Source organism: Nitrospira lenta (genome assembly GCF_900403705.1).
In the GTDB taxonomy this organism is placed as follows: Bacteria; Nitrospirota; Nitrospiria; order Nitrospirales; family Nitrospiraceae; genus Nitrospira_D; species Nitrospira_D lenta.
Genome location: NZ_OUNR01000012.1, coordinates 458,621 through 472,684 on the forward strand (window position 1 = coordinate 458,621; position 14,064 = coordinate 472,684).

Sequence of the window (14,064 nt, forward strand, 5' to 3'; positions counted from 1 at the left end):
ATGTGTGAGTGTCGGACGGCATCGGATCAGTCAAGGCTATCAGAGCTTGGCGGAAGTTATTTACCAACCTAATCACATCTCTTCTTCTTTTTAAGGAGGTAGGTCATGGGCAAGACGATGTTATCGGTCCTCTTTGGCCTCGGGTTGAGCGTCGCTGGAGCCTCGGCTGCATTCGCACTCCAAGCCGGTGGCGTTGAGATCGGCGATCTCGAAACGGGATCGGTCGTAGGCCAGCCATTCAAGGAACTTGACGTGGATGCGTCATTCTATGCCATCGAAATTGGCAATATGAAGACCTGGTATCCGCCGACGACGGTGATTGACTTCAAAAATCGCGCTGGAGCCCCAGTGCTTTTGAAAGTGACGAACAATTCGACTGCAGACCATGGCTTTCAACTCACGGCTGCTGTGAACCAGTCCGGTCCCTGGACCTTGAACACGACCTTGGTGCTCAAGCCTGGAGAGACCAAGTATATCGGTGTGCCGACGAGCGATCTGTTTTATGCGGCGGGCAACGTTCTTCAGTATCGCTGTCAGCTCCATCCGGCGCATGTCGGTGGCAAATTGGTGATGCTGAAGTAATTTGCATCGACCATCGATTCGTGAAACGGCCTCCGGGGATCTTCCCCGGAGGCCGTTTTGTTTTACTGATTTGTATCCGCACAGTTAGGTTTCTTCACGCAGGCAGTCCGCACCATCCTCAAGCGGCACGCGTTGAGCTGCAGCCAGTTTTCCCTCTCGGATGAGCAGTAGGTACCGGTTTTCAACCGGTGCAGGCATCTGCTTCTCAAGGACCATGGTGCGAATGTCTACGACCATTTCATCTCCGTCCCATTCCGTACCGTTGACAATCCAGATATGGCTGGTAGCGTCAGGAAAGTGATGGACGATAAAACTTTCAATGATCGTCCCGAGCTCGCTTGTGCTGGCACTGCTGATGTTGGGGGTAAAGAGTGTGAGGGCTAGGGTGCTCAGTAACCAGAGCTGGCGCATGACGACACCTCCAAGGGTGTGAGTGAGAGGCTGATAGCCGAGGAAAGGACCCTGGCTACACGACTACTCTACGCTCGGAACGATCACAATTTCCAGATGTATGGATGGGGATAAATAGGGTGATGAATCGAGAAATAGCTGGATGGAATAAGAAGGCCTCGTCCCCCCTTGAGAGGACGAGGCCTTTTATCAGATTGGCTCGCAAGCAACGAGAGATCAGTTCCGGACGCCGCTCCAGATCTTGCTCTTGTCGATGGCCTTGTCAGGGTTCAACGTTTTGGCCTTTTCCATTAAGACGTCCGTTGTCTCAGGATAGGCCGGATCGGAGATGCAGCAATTGTCGACCGGGCAGACCGCTGCGCACTGTGGTTCATCGAAGTGCCCGACGCATTCCGTGCAGCGATCGTGGGTGATGATGTAGATGTTGTCCCCTACGCCCTGACCGTCGCCAACGTGATGGCCCTTGCCCTCCGCATCGCTCCGGGTTTCGAAAATCGCCTCGTTGGGACATTCAGGCAGGCAAGCCCCACAGGAAATGCATTCGTCGGTAATCAGCAGTGCCATGACCCACGCCTCCTTCTCACTTCTGAGACAACAAACAATATTGACAAGATCGCGCCGCCCCGACCATAGTGCGTGCGCTGTGTGGAGGCCATTCTATTCTGTGATTCTTTTCTAAGTCAACAGAATGGCTTCCGGTCAGAAGGCCTAGAATTCACGGGAATATGGCCCATGAGACCCAGTCAGGCGTGCGAATATTTATTGACACCGAAGGCGAACGTTATGGGTTTGACGCAGTCTCAAGGGAGCGATCGAGAGCAGAAAAAAAAGCGGATCATCATGATGATCCTGCTGGCGATTCTCTTAATGAGCGTGTCCATGTTTCTGGTGCCGCAGAAGGACACCGATGTCATTGTGGTGACCTTCCCTCGTGGCGAAACGATCGAAGCGGAAGTTGCAGAGACGCCGGAAAAGCTGCTGTTCGGGCTTGCGTTCCGTGAGCAGTTGCCGCCCAACACGGGGATGCTCTATATCTTTGAGTCCAACGGGCTCCATCGGGTTCGGACCAAGGAGTTTCGATTTCCGGTGGATATGATCTGGGTGGATGAGAGCCATCATGTGGTGCATACTGTTGAGGGAGCGAGTCCCTGCGAAAAGGACCCCTGTCCGTTCTTCGGTCCGCCGCCGGAGCCAGCGCGATATGTGTTACAAACGGAACCTGGATTGATCAAACGGTTTGGGGTTGCGAATGGGGACGAGTTGAAGTATTTCCTTCGGATGTAGCTGCGTGCTGTGCTGGTGAGGGCATACGCGGTGCAGTTTCTGGAAAATAATTAGGGGACGGATATGGAGGGGTTCCAACGAGTCGCAGGATTGAACGAGGTCGCTCCAGGGCAATCGAAAGTCGTCAAGGTCAATGACAAGGCGATTGCCTTGTTCAATGTCGACGGCAAGTTCTTCGCGATTCATAATCTGTGTCCGCATGAAGGTGGGCCGCTGAACGAAGGTCGTTTGAAAGGATATGTGGTGGCCTGTCCCTGGCACGATCTGGCGTTCGATATTCGAAGTGGGCAGGGAACCGACGGCGGTGGGTATTGTATCGGGAGTTACGACGTTCGTGTCGAGGGAGGCGATATTTTTATCGGCCCCCGTCGAAAGGCATAAAAGGCATCGAGGTGGATTGAGGGGGCGGTGGCCTATGGCGCTGATGGGCAGTCATGAATAGTGTAGGACAGGATATGGCGGGTCCCTCGGAAGGGCAAGAGAGGCGTACCATCGAAGCCGTCATCGGGCAGGTATTTACTATTCATTTGTGGGAAGACCGTACCCGCGGTGAGCAATGGGTTCCGAGCTACAACACCAAGGCGTTGACCCTTGTGGATGATCAGTTTCTCCGAATCGCCAGTAATAACGCGGTTGAAAATGGTCAGCGCACGTTCGAATTTCAGGGGATGCTGCCTGGGGCTCATGAAATACTGTTTGAGAAACGCATGGGGTGGAAATTCACGTCGGAAGATCGTCGGGTATTTCTGATCCAGGTCGCACCGGTTGGGAAAGGCTAATTGTCGTGCCGGATATTGCATTTATCAATGGGCGATTCCTTCCCTGGCATGAGGCCACCGTACCGATCGAAGATCGTGGGTTCCAGTTCGGCGACGGCGTGTATGAAGTCATCAGGACCTATCGCGGCCGCCCCTTTGAGTTGGATGCGCACCTCAACCGGCTTGACCGTAGTGCGCATGAACTGAGTCTGATTCAGCCCTATACGAGAGCGCAGTGGACCGAATGGATTCAGCAGGGTATTCGGGCGGCTGGATATGCTGAAGCGAAGGTCTATCTCCAGATTACCCGCGGGGTCGCGGCGAGAGATCACGTGTTTCCGCCAAACGTGGCTCCGACAGTGGTGATGACGATTCGTGAGCTGGCCTCGTTTCCGGCGAAGACCAGAGAGACCGGCGTCATTACCAAGACCTGTGAGGATTTGCGCTGGGGGCGTTGTGACATTAAGAGTGTGAATTTATTGGCGAATGTATTGGCTCGGGAAGAGGCCAAGCGGGCCGGCGTGTTTGAGGCCATCCTGGTGAAAGAGGGGCTGGTCACGGAAGGGTCGGTGAGTAATGTGATGGTGGTTCAATCGGGAGCCGTGGTGACTGCTCCTGAAGGCCCGCGCATTCTCTCAGGGGTGACCCGCACGGTCGTTTTGGAGTTGGCAAGGGCTGCTGGGATTCCGATACGCGAAGAGTTCCTGACGGTGGAGTCTCTCTATACCGCCGATGAAGTGTTTCTCACCGGGACGACCGTGGAAGTCCTCGCGGTGGTTCAGGTGGATGGGCGGACGATCGGCACCGGTCGACCTGGGCCGGTTGTAAAGGCGCTGGCCTCTCGCTGGGCGGCCTTGACGGGGGAATCCCCCTTGCTTTGAGGGGGGGGCCATGTTAATGTGCCGTCGCTGGAAGTGGGCTCAGGCCCACTTTTTTGTTTGGGCAGATGTACGCAGTGTCAGAGGATATCGCGTTGAGCATTCCGGAGCATGGATCCCGGTCTTCCATTGATCGGATTCAGGACATTCTTTCTCCGATTCTCTGGACACTAGGGTTGGAATTAGTGGACGTGGTGTGTGTCGGGCAAGGTTCCCGATCCGTTGTCCGAGTGCTGATCGACAAGCCAGGCGGTGTGACCGTTTCTGATTGTGAGCGGGCCCATTTGGCCGTAGGTCCCGCACTGGATGTTGCCGATCCATTTCCACATACCTATACGCTAGAAGTGTCATCACCCGGGCTTGACCGCCCGTTCAAGCGGCTCCAAGACTATCAGCGTGCGGTCGGGAAGCGGGTGAGCGTCAAGCTGAAGCAGCCGCGTGACGGCCAATGGCGTATTATCGGAGAATTGGTGGAGGCGGATGAGGACTTGGTCGTTTTGTCGATCGCGTCGAAAGCCGCCACGACGGACACAGTGAAACTGGATCGCCACTCTATCGCGGAGGCCCGGCTAGTGATTGAGATGTAGTCGATGGCCAGGAGTGGTTGCAGTCCCGCACGGTCGAGCAGGAGTCTAAATTTATGAACCGAGAATTAATCGCAGTCATCGATGAGATTGGACGCCAGAAAGGCATCGACAAATCCCGCGTTATTGGGGCCATCGAGTCCGCTCTCCAGACTGCCGCCAAAAAGCGCTTCGGGCAGGCGGAGAACATTCAAGTCGAGATCGACTCCAAGACCGGCGAGATTTCCGTAGTCTCGAAGAAGACGATCGTCGATCACGTGAGCAATCCGAAGGCGGAAATCTCGCTTCAGGAAGCGCGCCAACTTGATAGTGAAGCGGAAGTGGGAGACGAGATCGGCTCGCTCATCGAAATGGACGAGCTCGGTCGGATCGCGGCGCAGACGGCGAAGCAGGTTATTTTTCAAAAGGTGCGCGAAGCCGAGTGGGAAGCCGTTCAGAAAGAATACTCGACCAGGCAGGGCGACCTCGTCAATGGCATTATCCTCGGCATGGAACGCCGGAATTATCTGGTAGATCTTGGTAAGACCGAAGCCGTCTTGCCGATTCAGGAGCAGATCCCACGCGAGACGTATCGGCGTGGCGACCGGGTCAAGGCGATGCTGTTGGAAGTCCGTCGGACGCCGAAAGATGTGCAGGTCATTCTGACGCGGAGCCATCCCCAATTCGTCTCGAAGCTGTTTGAGTTGGAAGTGCCGGAAGTCATGGAAAAGATCGTGGAGATCAAGTCGATCGTCAGAGAGCCTGGCGATCGCACGAAGATCGCGGTCACCTCGCGTGAGAAGGCGGTGGATCCGGTCGGCGCCTGTGTCGGTATTAAGGGATCGCGTGTGCAGGCGGTAGTTCGTGAGTTGCGCGGCGAGAAGATTGATATCATCACCTGGACGCAGGACCCGCGCGTGTTTATTGCGGAGGCGCTGAATCCGGCCACGATTGAAAAAGTCGGCATCGACGACGAGAAGAAGTCGGCGCTGGTCGTGGTGGCTGATTCACAGCTGTCGTTGGCAATCGGGAAGAACGGGCAGAACGTGCGGTTGGCGGCTCGGTTGACCGGGTGGAAGATCGATATCATCAGCGCGACGGAGTACGAAAAAGAAAAAGTAGAGCGCGACAAGGAAATTAAAGCGGCGATGGCCGATGAGGCTGAAGCGCAGCGATTGCAGGAAGAGGCCCGGCAAGCCGCCAGGGCTGAAGAAAACGAATCGAACTAGAATCGAGTTCAACCAGTGTCTGCAATGCGTGTCTATGAATTAGCGAAGAAGCTGGGGATGGAGAATAAAGACCTCATCCCTGAACTCAAGAAGATGGGTGTGCCTGTCGCCTCTCACAGCAGTGCGCTCGATGACGACACGGTGCAAAAAGCTCTGGACAAACTCAGCCAGAAAGCCAAAGGGGCCAAGGCGAGTGGGAAGGCGTCAGGCGACGATGTGGTCGGAAAAACACGTGACACCGAGGTAAAGCACGAGAGTGGGCACGGCGCCAAGGCGTCAAAGGCGGCAATTGTTGAGGAGCCGGCAAAGGCGGACAAGCGGCGCATTCTCATCAAGCGCAAGAAGGACGATGAGCCGGTTGAGGCCAGTGCTCTGGTCGCTCCCCCGCCGAGTGAGGCTGAGCCATCCGCCGTGGCGGCACCGCCTGTTGCGCATCCGGTGGTGAGTGAACCGCCTCCTCCTCCACCTGTGGTCTTGCCGGAGTTGCCGGAAATCGGAACGATCCTCGCGCAGCCTCCGCCTGCTCCGGTCGAGAAGGTTGTGGTCAAGCCCGCGGCCGTTTTGCCTGGCGCTGCGCCAGGAGCTGTGCTGACGCCGGAAGCGCTCGCAGCTAAAAAGAAGAGCCAGGCGCTTGAGGCGATTGAAGCGGAAGGGCTCAAGGAAAAACTCAAGAAGGCCAAAAAGACCGGTCGGCCCAAGGAAGAGCCGGATGTGAAGCATCGTGAAGATGCCGCACGGTGGCAGGATCTTCGTGCCATTCCGACTGTGCCGCGCCGCGATGATCGCTCTCGGCACCTCCATCATAGCGCTCCATCTGAAATTACCAAGCCGCGCAGAAAGAGCGTTAAGGTTACGCTGGGGACGACAGTCAAAGAATTTGCGGAGCTGATCGGGCAGCGTCCGGCAGACATTGTGCGAAAGCTGATGGAGATGGGGCAGATGCTCACCTTCAATCAGCCGATGAATATGGATGTGGCCTCGATGATTGCCGAGGAAGCCGGCGTCAAAGTGGAAATCTCCGTCGAGAAGGCCGGCGATGAACTCCTGGAGGCTGTGGTGCAAGCGGGGGAAGGCGATGAGCGCCTGGAGCCCAGGCCTCCGGTCGTCACCATCATGGGCCATGTCGACCACGGGAAAACCTCTCTCCTGGATGCGATCAGGCAAACGAAGGTGGCCGAGGGCGAAGCGGGCGGGATTACGCAGCACATCGGTGCCTATACCGTCTCGGTCCATGGGAAGCAGGTCACATTCCTGGATACGCCAGGCCATGAAGCCTTTACCGCGATGCGGTCGCGTGGAGCGAAGGTGACGGACATCGTCATTCTCGTGGTGGCTGCTGACGACGGTGTGATGCCGCAGACCATCGAAGCCATCAACCACGCAAAGGCCGCCGGGGTGCCGCTGATTGTGGCCATGAATAAGATCGACAAGCCCGAGGCCAACCCGGACCGGGTGCGGAATGCGCTGTCCGAGTACGGATTGATTTCAGAGGCTTGGGGTGGCGACACCATCATGGTGGAGGTGTCCGCCAAGCAGAAGACCGGTCTTGATACGTTACTGGAAATGATTTTGTTGCAGTCGGAAGTGCTGGAGCTGAAGGCCGATCCTCACCGTCAGGCCAAGGGAACGGTTGTGGAAGCCAAGCTGGAGCGGGGCCGTGGCCCTGTTGCAACGGTCTTAGTGCAGAACGGCACCCTCAAGGTGGGCGATGTGTTTGTTGTCGGAACATTCAGTGGCCGCGTCCGTGCGCTCCTCAACGACCGGGGCGTCAAGACGCAGCAGGCGACACCGTCGATCCCCGTTGAGGTGATTGGGTTGCCTGGCGTGCCTTCCGCTGGCGATGTCTTCCAAGTGGTTTCCGACGAGCGAGTGGCGCGAGAAATTGCCGATGAGCGGGCGCAGAAGCAGCGCTCGGCGGATCTCGCGGGTCAGACGAAAGTCTCGCTCGACGATCTCTTTGCCAGAATTAAAGAGGGGTCCGCCAAGGAACTCGCCATTGTCATTAAGGCGGATGTGCAAGGTTCATCCGAGGCGCTGGCTGCGGCAGTTGAAAAGCTTCCCACGCCTGCCGTCAGGATCCGGGTTATTCACAACGGCGTCGGTGGAATTACGGAGTCCGATGTGCTCCTGGCCGCTGCCTCGCGCGCGATTATTATCGGATTCAACGTCCGCCCTGAACCGAAGGCTGCGAATCTAGCTGAGCAACAAGGGGTCGACGTTCGTTTGTACACGATTATTTATGAAGCGCTGTCCGACATTAAAGCGGCAATGGAAGGGTTGCTTGATCCCACGCTCAAAGAGCGGTCGTTGGGCCGGGCGGAAGTGCGCCAGGTGTTCACGATTCCCAAGGCCGGTGTCGTGGCCGGTTCCTACGTCGTCGATGGCACGATTTCTCGAGCGGCGGTGGGTGTCCGACTGATTCGCGACAACGTGGTGGTCTTCGAAGGACGCCTCGGATCGCTGCGCCGGTTCAAGGATGACGTACGCGAAGTTCAGCAGGGATACGAGTGCGGTATCAGCATCGAGAACTTTAATGACATCAAGGCCGGCGACGTGATCGAGGCCTATACGATCGATAAGATCGCGGGGAAGCTCTAAGTCGCAGAGCCGGTCGGTGTGGTGTGCGTGACTGGGATGGTTGTAGGCGTCTGCACCGTCGAGCTGTGGATTCCGGAGAGTCAGTCGCTCAAGGATAAGCGACAGGTTCTGCATAGCGTGAAGGATCGCTTGCGCGGCAAGTTCAACCTCTCCATCGCCGAAGTGGACGGGCAAGACCTCTGGCAAAAAGCGGTGCTCGGGATGGCCTGTGTGGCGAATGACGGGAGTCATGCCGAGCAGGTTATGGAGCAGGCGCTCAACGTCATCAAGAGTATGCCAACCATTGAACTGGTCCGTGTGCATCGGGAGCTATTGTAGCGCGCATGCGGGTGAGAGCAGGAAGAATCAGGCAGGAATGGCGAGCGTGCGACAGGTGGGCGATGTCCAAAGCCACATATAAACGATCAGACCGAGTGGCCGATCAGATTCGTATGGAAGTGGCAGATATCTTGATGCGCAAGATCAAGGATCCGCGCGTGCGGTCGGTCACGGTGACCGATGTCGAACTGACGGCGGATTTACGGATCGCCTATATCTTCGTTACGACAATGGAGAAAGAGCAGGCTGAGCGCGATGTGTTCGCCGGATTGTCGAAGGCCAGTGGCTTTGTTCGTGCCGAGCTGGGCCGGCGATTGGCGCTGCGCTATTTGCCGGAGATCGTGTTCAAGCGAGATGAGACGGGCCCGCGCGGCGACCGAGTGATGAAACTGCTCGATGAGTTGCAGCCGCATGAGACGGCCCAAGACACGGCCGATGGCACGTCAGGTCCGGCGGAGTTGATTATTCCTCCGATGAGAACCAAGTGATGGCGCTGGTGACGGGCGGGCGGCAACAGACTCGTGTGGGCGATGGCGTGCTCATCGTCAACAAAGAGGCCGGGTGGACGTCTCATGACGTCGTGGCGAAAGTGCGCGGCCTGTTGGGCGGAATCAAGGTCGGCCATGCTGGCACGCTGGATCCCGCGGCGACAGGGGTATTGCCGTTACTGATCGGGAAGGCCACGCGCGTCGCGGAATATCTGGTGGGTTGGGACAAAGAGTATCGTGCGGTCTTGCGGTTGGGCGAAACAACGGATACGCAAGACGCGACCGGAACGGTGCTTCAGCGGGTTGACACAGCGGGCGTGAGTGCTGACGCTCTTAACGGCGTGGTCGCTCGATTTCGCGGGCCGCAAAAGCAAATGCCCCCGATGTATTCGGCGGTGAAGGTGGCCGGGCGACCGTTGTATAAGTCGGCGCGTGCAGGCGAAACCGTTGAGCGGGCAGAGCGGGACATCGTCATTCATGAGCTCGAAGTGACGGCCGTCGACGGACGTGACATTGCCTTGCGAGTCGTGTGTTCGAAGGGGACATATATTCGTACGCTGTGCACCGATATGGGGCAGGCGCTGGGCGTCGGCGGACATCTGTTGTCGCTCGAACGTACGCGCGTCGGATCGCTGGCGGTGGAGCAGGCGCTGACCGTCGAGCAGATTGCCGCTCATGTGGCGATCGGGTCGATGGAATCCGTTCTGCTGACGCTGGATCAGGTGTTGGCGCAGCTTCCGCTCGTGACGGTGACGACGGAGCAAGCCACGCGCGTGTTGCACGGAGCGCCAATTGGGCTGCCGCAGGATCTGCCGCCAACCTTGTCGCCCCTTCGCTTGAAGGATGAGCAGGGACGGCTGTTGGCGATTGGGACGTATGACGGGCAGGGTAAAGGGTCGGTCAGAATTGACAAAGTGTTAGTGGACAGTGAATCACTCAATTAAAGGGCAGGAGGAGTACGAGTCATGGCCTTGTTGAAGGAAGCAAAAACAGAGTTGATCAAGCAGTATCGCCAGCACGATACGGATTCGGGCTCTCCCGAAGTTCAGATCGCGGTGCTGACCAACCGGATTACCTATTTGACCGAGCATTTCAAGCTGCACAAGAAGGATCACCATTCACGGCGTGGTCTCTTGCAGCTGGTCGGACGGCGGCGTCGGTTGCTCGACTATCTGCGTGGCGTCGATGAAGCGCGCTATCGCGCAGTCATTGAACGACTCGGTATTCGCAAGTAGTCGGAAGAGAGACGGACGCAAGCCGCTGTCGCACAGGGAGTGCGACAGCGCGGAACGTATGTCACACAGGTGAACACGGAGATGCGCTCGCGTGCGAGCGTATCTCTGTGGGCATCTGTGGGACCCAACCTGGAGGACACCATAGATGGTACACGTTGTTGAATTGGAGATTGCAGGTCGCACCTTGCGGCTTGAAACCGGTCGAGTGGCCAAGCAGGCCGACGGCTCGATTTGGGCCACGTACGGGGACACGGTCATATTGGCGACGGCGGTAGCGTCACAGAACGCCAAGCCCGGTATCGATTTTCTACCCCTCACCGTCGATTATATTGAAAAAGCCTATGCCGCTGGAAAGATCCCGGGAGGATATTTCAAGCGTGAGGGGCGTCCGGCTGAAAAGGAAGTCCTGACCAGCCGCTTGATCGATCGCCCGCTGCGCCCGCTCTTCCCCGAAGGCTACTACTTTGAAACTCAGGTCATTGCCTCCGTCTTGTCCGCAGATAAAACTGGCGCGACCGATGTGGTCGGCATTACAGCGGCCTCCGCGGCCTTATCGATTTCGAATATCCCGTTCGCGGGACCGGTAGCCGGCGTGAAGATTGGCCGGGTAAATGGCCAATTTGTCGTGAATCCCGATCTGGAGACCTTGGAGGTCAGCGATCTCCATTTGGTGGTGGCTGGTACGGCGGATGCCATCATGATGGTCGAAGCGGGTGCCAATGAATTGCCCGAGGCCACGATGCTGGAAGCATTGGCCTTGGCCCATGCCGAGATTAAGAAAATCGTCGCAAAGATTTCCGAGCTGGCCAAGCTGGTCGGGAGCAAAAAGCGCGAAGTGAAAGTCGAAGCGATCGATCCGGCCCTGGCTGCCAAAGTGAAGGCGATGGTCGCGCAGCCGATTCGCGATGCGATCATGATCCCGAACAAGGCCGCGCGTCAGGAGCGGTTGGATCAAGTCATGGCCGAGGCCGTCGAAAAACTCAAGAATCCCGATGTGCCCACTACCGAGCGCCACGTCAAGATCGTCTTCCACGGATTGGAATACACCGAAGTCCGGAACATGATTCTCGAAAAGCGCTCACGGGCTGACGGGCGCGGCCCGGCGGATATCCGGCCGATCACCTGCGAAGTCGGGGCCTTGCCTCGCGCGCACGGGTCCGCCATTTTCACGCGCGGCGAAACACAGAGTCTTGCAGTCGTGACGTTGGGGACGACGGATGACGAGCAGCGTATCGATGCGCTGGAAGGCGAGTACACCCGTACCTTCATGCTGCATTACAATTTCCCGCCATTCAGTGTCGGCGAGGCGCGGCCGCTTCGGACGCCGGGTCGGCGCGAGGTTGGTCACGGGGCCTTGGCAGAGCGGGCGCTGAAACCGGTCATTCCCGGGAAAGACGTGTTTCCCTATACGCTCCGCATCGTCTCTGAAATTCTGGAGTCCAACGGATCATCGTCGATGGCGACCGTCTGCGGCGGCACCCTGGCGATGCTGGATGCCGGCATTCCCATCAAGGAGCCGGTGGCGGGTATCGCGATGGGCCTGATTAAGGAAGGGGATGGAGTCATCATTCTCTCCGATATCCTTGGCCTCGAAGATCATTTGGGCGATATGGACTTTAAAGTCTGCGGAACGAAGAATGGCGTGACGGCCTTGCAGATGGACATCAAGATCGGCGGGATCACGATGGCCTTGATGCAGCAGGCGCTGGAACAGGCCCGTTCTGGACGCATTCATATCCTTGAGCGGATGGCCTCAGCGTTGACCACGCATCGTACGAACCTCTCGCCATTTGCTCCGCGTATCTATACGGTCAAGGTTAAGCAGGATAAGATCCGTGACATTATCGGTCAGGGCGGGAAAACCATCCGCGCCATCCAGGCTGATTGCGGCGTCAAGATCAATATCGAAGACACTGGCATTGTCACCATTGCATCTGCCGACGAGGCCTCGCTGCAGAAGGCGAAGGATATGATCAACCGGCTGACCGAGGAAGTTGAAATCGGCAAGATTTATATGGGTACGGTTCGCAAGATTATGGACTTCGGCGCATTCGTCGAAGTGTTGCCAGGCACCGATGGCCTGGTGCACATTTCTCAGTTGGCGCACCATCGTGTGAAAGCCGTTGCCGACGAAGTCGCAGAAGGCGATCAGATTATGGTGAAGGTCTTGGAGATCGACCGGCAGGGCAAGATCCGGTTGAGCCGGAAAGAGACCATGCCAGCGCCGACAGGGGGCTCACAGGAACCAGCGGCCGAGTAAGCCTCGTGTATCGTAAACTCATTCTGGAGAACGGGGTCCGCTTGGTGACCGAGCGGATCCCCACTCTCAAGTCAGTCACCGTCGGCATTTGGGTCAATGCCGGTTCGCGTGATGAACAGCCGGCGCAAGCCGGATATTCTCACTTCATCGAACACATGTTTTTCAAGGGGACGACCAGCCGGTCGGCTACCGATATCTCCCGCGAGATTGATGCACTGGGCGGCGAGATGAACGCCTTTACCACGCGTGAGACCACCACGTTCTATGTGAAAGTTCTCGACCAGCATCTGCCGAAGGCCCTCGACCTGCTTTCCGATCTCTTGCATCGCTCCAAATTCGCTCCGAAGGATATTGAAAAAGAAAAACAGGTTGTGCTGGAAGAAATCCGCATGGTGCAGGATGATCCGGAGGATCTTGTCCAGGAGCTCCATACGGGCCAGGTCATGGGCCGTCATCCGTTGGGTCGTCCGATACTTGGGCGGGCCACGACGATCGGAGCATTGCGGCGGCAGGATCTTCTCGACTATGTCGACGCGCGGTATCAGCCCCAGGAGATTGTCGTCGCAGTGGCGGGAAGTTTTGACCAGCGCGCGCTGGAGCGGACCATTGCGCGTGAGTTCGGCCGTCGTCGTCCGTCATCGCAGCAGTCTCATGTGCGCCGTGCGCCGGATCTTCTCGGTGGCGTGGTGATGCAGCGGAAGCAGCTAGAGCAGGTCCATCTTTGCATCGGCATGAAGGGAATTTCAGCCGGCCATCCTGACCGATACGCGGCTTATGTCTTGAACAGCGTACTGGGCGGGAGCGTAAGTTCACGTCTGTTTCAGGAAGTCAGGGAAAAGCGGGGGCTTGCCTATTCGATCTATTCTTTTCTCTCCGGCTATTCAGACGGCGGGACCATTACTGTGTATGCGGGAACGCGCCAGAAAGAAGTCGAGCGGGTGCTTGATGTCATTCGTCGGGAGATTCGCCGCATGGCTGCCAACAGCATTACTCGGGATGAGTTGAAGCGAACGAAGGATCAAATGAAGGGTAGTCTGATGCTCAGCCTGGAGAGTTCGCATAGTCGGATGAACAAGCTGGCCAAGGACGAAATGATCAAAGGCAAGCGCACGTCACTCGATGACATGACGCGGGCCATCGATGCCGTGACCTCCAAGCAGATGGAGCGAGTCGCACAGGAACTTCTCGACGAACAGGCAATGGCGGTCACGGGCCTTGGGCCTTTGTCTGCGCGCCAACTCCAGCTTTCGAGATGAGAATTTTTTAATAGAGCTGCGGTGAAGGCCGTGCAAACTGGCTTGGTTATTTTATGTAACGTATTGTTTTATTGATTATTTATCTGTGGATTAAAATTTTATTAGAGAGGTAAACATTTTCTTGACACTAATTGACCGTTTCAGTACGATTGCGCCGGTCTAGTGAACCTGAAATTTTAAACGGGGAACAACCGCGAAAGAGAA

General features: G+C 57.0%; 16 protein-coding genes. 14 read left to right on the top strand and 2 right to left on the bottom strand.

The genetic code is table 11. The features are described 5' to 3' along the window. Nucleotides 1-105 precede the first annotated feature (105 nt). Entirely contained in the window at nucleotides 106-582 is a 477-nt protein-coding gene (locus NITLEN_RS08530; RefSeq protein ID WP_121989170.1) for a hypothetical protein, read from the top strand. A gap of 84 nt (nucleotides 583-666) precedes the next feature. Here NITLEN_RS08530 and NITLEN_RS08535 read toward each other — a convergent pair whose 3' ends face one another. Both NITLEN_RS08535 and NITLEN_RS08540 read right to left on the bottom strand, forming a co-directional pair. Beyond that, nucleotides 667-993, bottom strand: a complete 327-nt coding sequence (locus tag NITLEN_RS08535) for a hypothetical protein (RefSeq protein ID WP_121989171.1) — start codon at nucleotides 991-993, stop codon at nucleotides 667-669. 216 nt (nucleotides 994-1,209) lie between these two features. Next, nucleotides 1,210-1,557, bottom strand: coding sequence for a 4Fe-4S dicluster domain-containing protein (locus NITLEN_RS08540; protein WP_121989172.1), 348 nt, complete (start codon nucleotides 1,555-1,557; stop codon nucleotides 1,210-1,212). Nucleotides 1,558-1,776: 219 nt separating this feature from the next. On the opposite strand from NITLEN_RS08540, the gene NITLEN_RS08545 reads away from it, so the two are divergent. The 13 genes from NITLEN_RS08545 (at nucleotide 1,777) to NITLEN_RS08605 (ending at nucleotide 13,860) form a co-directional block, all read left to right on the top strand. Then, nucleotides 1,777-2,277 carry a DUF192 domain-containing protein gene (locus NITLEN_RS08545; protein WP_181416728.1) on the top strand — a complete coding sequence of 167 codons (501 nt, stop codon included), beginning with the start codon at nucleotides 1,777-1,779 and terminating at the stop codon, nucleotides 2,275-2,277. A gap of 63 nt (nucleotides 2,278-2,340) precedes the next feature. Continuing rightward, on the top strand, nucleotides 2,341-2,658 hold the full coding sequence (locus tag NITLEN_RS08550; protein WP_121989174.1) for a Rieske (2Fe-2S) protein: 318 nt from the start codon (nucleotides 2,341-2,343) through the stop codon (nucleotides 2,656-2,658). Between the two features lie 74 nt (nucleotides 2,659-2,732). Continuing rightward, nucleotides 2,733-3,056 carry a protease inhibitor I42 family protein gene (locus NITLEN_RS08555; RefSeq protein WP_181416729.1) on the top strand — a complete coding sequence of 108 codons (324 nt, stop codon included), beginning with the start codon at nucleotides 2,733-2,735 and terminating at the stop codon, nucleotides 3,054-3,056. 5 nt (nucleotides 3,057-3,061) lie between these two features. Next, the gene (gene dat / locus NITLEN_RS08560; RefSeq protein WP_181416730.1) at nucleotides 3,062-3,916 is read left to right on the top strand and encodes a D-amino-acid transaminase; all 855 of its coding nucleotides are present in this window, start codon (nucleotides 3,062-3,064) and stop codon (nucleotides 3,914-3,916) included. Nucleotides 3,917-4,008: 92 nt separating this feature from the next. Further along, the gene (locus NITLEN_RS08565; protein WP_181416731.1) at nucleotides 4,009-4,500 is read left to right on the top strand and encodes a ribosome maturation factor RimP; all 492 of its coding nucleotides are present in this window, start codon (nucleotides 4,009-4,011) and stop codon (nucleotides 4,498-4,500) included. A 53-nt stretch (nucleotides 4,501-4,553) separates the two neighbouring features. Further along, nucleotides 4,554-5,705 (top strand): transcription termination factor NusA, encoded by a 1,152-nt coding sequence (nusA, locus tag NITLEN_RS08570; RefSeq protein WP_121989177.1) that lies wholly within the window; start codon nucleotides 4,554-4,556, stop codon nucleotides 5,703-5,705. 24 nt (nucleotides 5,706-5,729) lie between these two features. Next, the gene (gene infB / locus NITLEN_RS08575; protein WP_121989178.1) at nucleotides 5,730-8,303 is read left to right on the top strand and encodes a translation initiation factor IF-2; all 2,574 of its coding nucleotides are present in this window, start codon (nucleotides 5,730-5,732) and stop codon (nucleotides 8,301-8,303) included. Nucleotides 8,304-8,339: 36 nt separating this feature from the next. Next, nucleotides 8,340-8,621, top strand: coding sequence for a DUF503 domain-containing protein (locus NITLEN_RS08580; protein ID WP_121989179.1), 282 nt, complete (start codon nucleotides 8,340-8,342; stop codon nucleotides 8,619-8,621). 62 nt (nucleotides 8,622-8,683) lie between these two features. After that, nucleotides 8,684-9,109: a 30S ribosome-binding factor RbfA gene (gene rbfA, locus NITLEN_RS08585; RefSeq protein ID WP_121989180.1), complete on the top strand. Its 426-nt coding sequence runs from the start codon at nucleotides 8,684-8,686 to the stop codon at nucleotides 9,107-9,109. Next, on the top strand, nucleotides 9,109-10,053 hold the full coding sequence (gene truB / locus NITLEN_RS08590) for a tRNA pseudouridine(55) synthase TruB (RefSeq protein WP_121989181.1): 945 nt from the start codon (nucleotides 9,109-9,111) through the stop codon (nucleotides 10,051-10,053). Before rbfA ends, truB begins: the two co-directional genes overlap by 1 nt. A gap of 21 nt (nucleotides 10,054-10,074) precedes the next feature. Further along, on the top strand, nucleotides 10,075-10,344 hold the full coding sequence (gene rpsO / locus NITLEN_RS08595; RefSeq protein ID WP_121989182.1) for a 30S ribosomal protein S15: 270 nt from the start codon (nucleotides 10,075-10,077) through the stop codon (nucleotides 10,342-10,344). A gap of 145 nt (nucleotides 10,345-10,489) precedes the next feature. Beyond that, nucleotides 10,490-12,604: a polyribonucleotide nucleotidyltransferase gene (gene pnp / locus NITLEN_RS08600; RefSeq protein WP_121989183.1), complete on the top strand. Its 2,115-nt coding sequence runs from the start codon at nucleotides 10,490-10,492 to the stop codon at nucleotides 12,602-12,604. A 5-nt stretch (nucleotides 12,605-12,609) separates the two neighbouring features. Continuing rightward, the gene (locus NITLEN_RS08605; protein ID WP_121989184.1) at nucleotides 12,610-13,860 is read left to right on the top strand and encodes a M16 family metallopeptidase; all 1,251 of its coding nucleotides are present in this window, start codon (nucleotides 12,610-12,612) and stop codon (nucleotides 13,858-13,860) included. Nucleotides 13,861-14,064: the final 204 nt, after the last annotated feature.

Excerpts from the sequence above, each read along its gene's own strand:
- infB (WP_121989178.1), top strand. The coding sequence starts at position 5,730 with ATGCGTGTCTATGAATTAGCGAAGAAGCTGGGGATGGAGAATAAAGAC.
- rbfA (WP_121989180.1), top strand. The coding sequence starts at position 8,684 with ATGTCCAAAGCCACATATAAACGATCAGACCGAGTGGCCGATCAGATT.
- NITLEN_RS08555 (WP_181416729.1), top strand. The coding sequence starts at position 2,733 with ATGGCGGGTCCCTCGGAAGGGCAAGAGAGGCGTACCATCGAAGCCGTC.
- NITLEN_RS08530 (WP_121989170.1), top strand. The coding sequence starts at position 106 with ATGGGCAAGACGATGTTATCGGTCCTCTTTGGCCTCGGGTTGAGCGTC.
- truB (WP_121989181.1), top strand. The coding sequence starts at position 9,109 with ATGGCGCTGGTGACGGGCGGGCGGCAACAGACTCGTGTGGGCGATGGC.
- rpsO (WP_121989182.1), top strand. The coding sequence starts at position 10,075 with ATGGCCTTGTTGAAGGAAGCAAAAACAGAGTTGATCAAGCAGTATCGC.
- pnp (WP_121989183.1), top strand. The coding sequence starts at position 10,490 with ATGGTACACGTTGTTGAATTGGAGATTGCAGGTCGCACCTTGCGGCTT.
- NITLEN_RS08535 (WP_121989171.1), bottom strand. The coding sequence starts at position 993 with ATGCGCCAGCTCTGGTTACTGAGCACCCTAGCCCTCACACTCTTTACC.
- NITLEN_RS08550 (WP_121989174.1), top strand. The coding sequence starts at position 2,341 with ATGGAGGGGTTCCAACGAGTCGCAGGATTGAACGAGGTCGCTCCAGGG.
- NITLEN_RS08580 (WP_121989179.1), top strand. The coding sequence starts at position 8,340 with ATGGTTGTAGGCGTCTGCACCGTCGAGCTGTGGATTCCGGAGAGTCAG.
- nusA (WP_121989177.1), top strand. The coding sequence starts at position 4,554 with ATGAACCGAGAATTAATCGCAGTCATCGATGAGATTGGACGCCAGAAA.
- NITLEN_RS08545 (WP_181416728.1), top strand. The coding sequence starts at position 1,777 with ATGGGTTTGACGCAGTCTCAAGGGAGCGATCGAGAGCAGAAAAAAAAG.
- NITLEN_RS08540 (WP_121989172.1), bottom strand. The coding sequence starts at position 1,557 with ATGGCACTGCTGATTACCGACGAATGCATTTCCTGTGGGGCTTGCCTG.